Consider the following 2,500-nt stretch of genomic DNA (forward strand, 5'->3'; position numbering starts at 1 on the left):
CGGGTATCCTGCAGTGAATACATAGCTGCTGGAAGCGAACCTGGTGAACTGAAATATCTAAGTAACCAGAGGAAAAGAAATCAACCGAGATTCCCTGAGTAGCGACGAGCGAACGGGGACTAGCCCTTAAGCTGGAATGGTTCTAGAAAAACAGCCTGGAACGGCTGGCCATAGAAGGTGATAGCCCTGTATTTAAAAGGGCCACTCCAGTGAAGACGAGTAGGGCGGGGCACGTGAAACCCTGTCTGAACATGGGGGGACCATCCTCCAAGGCTAAATACTACTGACCGACCGATAGTGAACCAGTACCGTGAGGGAAAGGCGAAAAGAACCCCGGAGAGGGGAGTGAAATAGATCCTGAAACCGTGTGCGTACAAGCAGTAGGAGCTCGAAAGAGTGACTGCGTACCTTTTGTATAATGGGTCAGCGACTTACTGTTCGTGGCAAGCTTAACCGTATAGGGGAGGCGAAGGGAAACCGAGTCTGATAAGGGCGCATAGTCGCGGGCAGTAGACCCGAAACCGGGTGATCTAGTCATGGCCAGGGTGAAGGTGCCGTAACAGGTACTGGAGGCCCGAACCCACGTCTGTTGCAAAAGACGGGGATGAGCTGTGATTAGGAGTGAAAAGCTAATCGAACCCGGAGATAGCTGGTTCTCCTCGAAAGCTATTTAGGTAGCGCCTCATATGTATCCTCTCGGGGGTAGAGCACTGTTATGGCTAGGGGGTCATCGCGACTTACCAAACCATTGCAAACTCCGAATACCGAGACGGACTGTATGGGAGACACACGGCGGGTGCTAACGTCCGTCGTGAAAAGGGAAACAACCCAGACCCACAGCTAAGGTCCCAAATTCACTGCTAAGTGGAAAACCATGTGGAAAGGCACAGACAGCCAGGAGGTTGGCTTAGAAGCAGCCACCCTTTAAAGAAAGCGTAATAGCTCACTGGTCGAGTCGGTCTGCGGGGAAGATTTAACGGGGCTAAGCAGTGAACCGAAGCTTGGGGTGTGCATATTTATATGTACGCGGTAGAGGAGCGTTCCGTAAGCCGTTGAAGGTGGATTGAGAAGTCTGCTGGAGGTATCGGAAGTGCGAATGCTGACATGAGTAACGATAATGCGGGTGAAAAACCCGCACGCCGAAAGCCCAAGGTTTCCTTGCGCAACGTTAATCGGCGCAGGGTGAGTCGGCCCCTAAGGCGAGGACGAAAGTCGTAGTCGATGGGAAGCAGGTTAATATTCCTGCACCTCGCGTAAGTGCGATGGAGGGACGGAGAAGGTTAGGTGTACCCGGCGTTGGTTGTCCGGGGGAAAGGCGGTAGGTTTGGATCTTTGGCAAATCCGGGATCCTTTAAGACCGAGCACCGAGACGAGCCTTTAAGGCAAAGTCACTGATACCACGCTTCCAGGAAAAGCTCCTAAGCTTCAGCTTACGCAGACCGTACCGTAAACCGACACAGGTGGGTAGGATGAGAATTCTCAGGCGCTTGAGAGAACTCGGGTGAAGGAACTAGGCAACATGGCACCGTAACTTCGGGAGAAGGTGCGCCCTTTTTGGTGGCTCATGCGAGCTATAGCTGAAGAGGGCCGCAGTAACCAGGCCGCTGCGACTGTTTATCAAAAACACAGCACTCTGCAAACACGAAAGTGGACGTATAGGGTGTGACGCCTGCCCGGTGCTGGAAGGTTAATTGATGGGGTCAGCCGCAAGGCGAAGCTCTTGATCGAAGCCCCAGTAAACGGCGGCCGTAACTATAACGGTCCTAAGGTAGCGAAATTCCTTGTCGGGTAAGTTCCGACCTGCACGAATGGCGTAACGACAGCGGCGCTGTCTCCACCCGAGACTCAGTGAAATTGAAATCGCTGTGAAGATGCAGCGTTCCCGTGGCAAGACGGAAAGACCCCGTGAACCTTTACTATAGCTTTACACTGAACGTTGAGTTCGTCTGTGTAGGATAGGTGGGAGGCTATGAAACTGTGGCGCTAGCTGCAGTGGAGCCATCCTTGAAATACCACCCTGTCGTGCTTGACGTTCTAACCTAGGTCCATAATCTGGATCGGGGACCGTGTATGGTGGGTAGTTTGACTGGGGCGGTCTCCTCCTAAAGAGTAACGGAGGAGCTCGAAGGTACGCTCAGCGCGGTCGGACATCGCGCACTGTGTGCAAAGGCATAAGCGTGCTTGACTGCAAGATCGACGGATCAAGCAGGTAGGAAACTAGGACTTAGTGATCCGGTGGTTCTGTATGGAAGGGCCATCGCTCAACGGATAAAAGGTACTCCGGGGATAACAGGCTGATACCGCCCAAGAGTTCATATCGACGGCGGTGTTTGGCACCTCGATGTCGGCTCATCACATCCTGGGGCTGTAGTCGGTCCCAAGGGTATGGCTGTTCGCCATTTAAAGTGGTACGCGAGCTGGGTTCAGAACGTCGTGAGACAGTTCGGTCCCTATCTGCCATGGGCGTTGGAGATTTGAGAGGGGCTGCTCCTAGTACGAG

At 53.3% G+C, this 2,500-nt stretch carries 1 rRNA gene (only partly in view); it reads left to right on the forward strand.

The annotated features are described in order from the left end of the window. Positions 1-2,500 (forward strand): 23S ribosomal RNA (locus QMX81_RS18990) (it extends past both window edges: 138 nt to the left, 241 nt to the right).

It is taken from the genome of Stenotrophomonas sp. PS02301, assembly GCF_029959485.1.
Classification (GTDB): domain Bacteria; phylum Pseudomonadota; class Gammaproteobacteria; order Xanthomonadales; family Xanthomonadaceae; genus Stenotrophomonas; species Stenotrophomonas maltophilia_Z.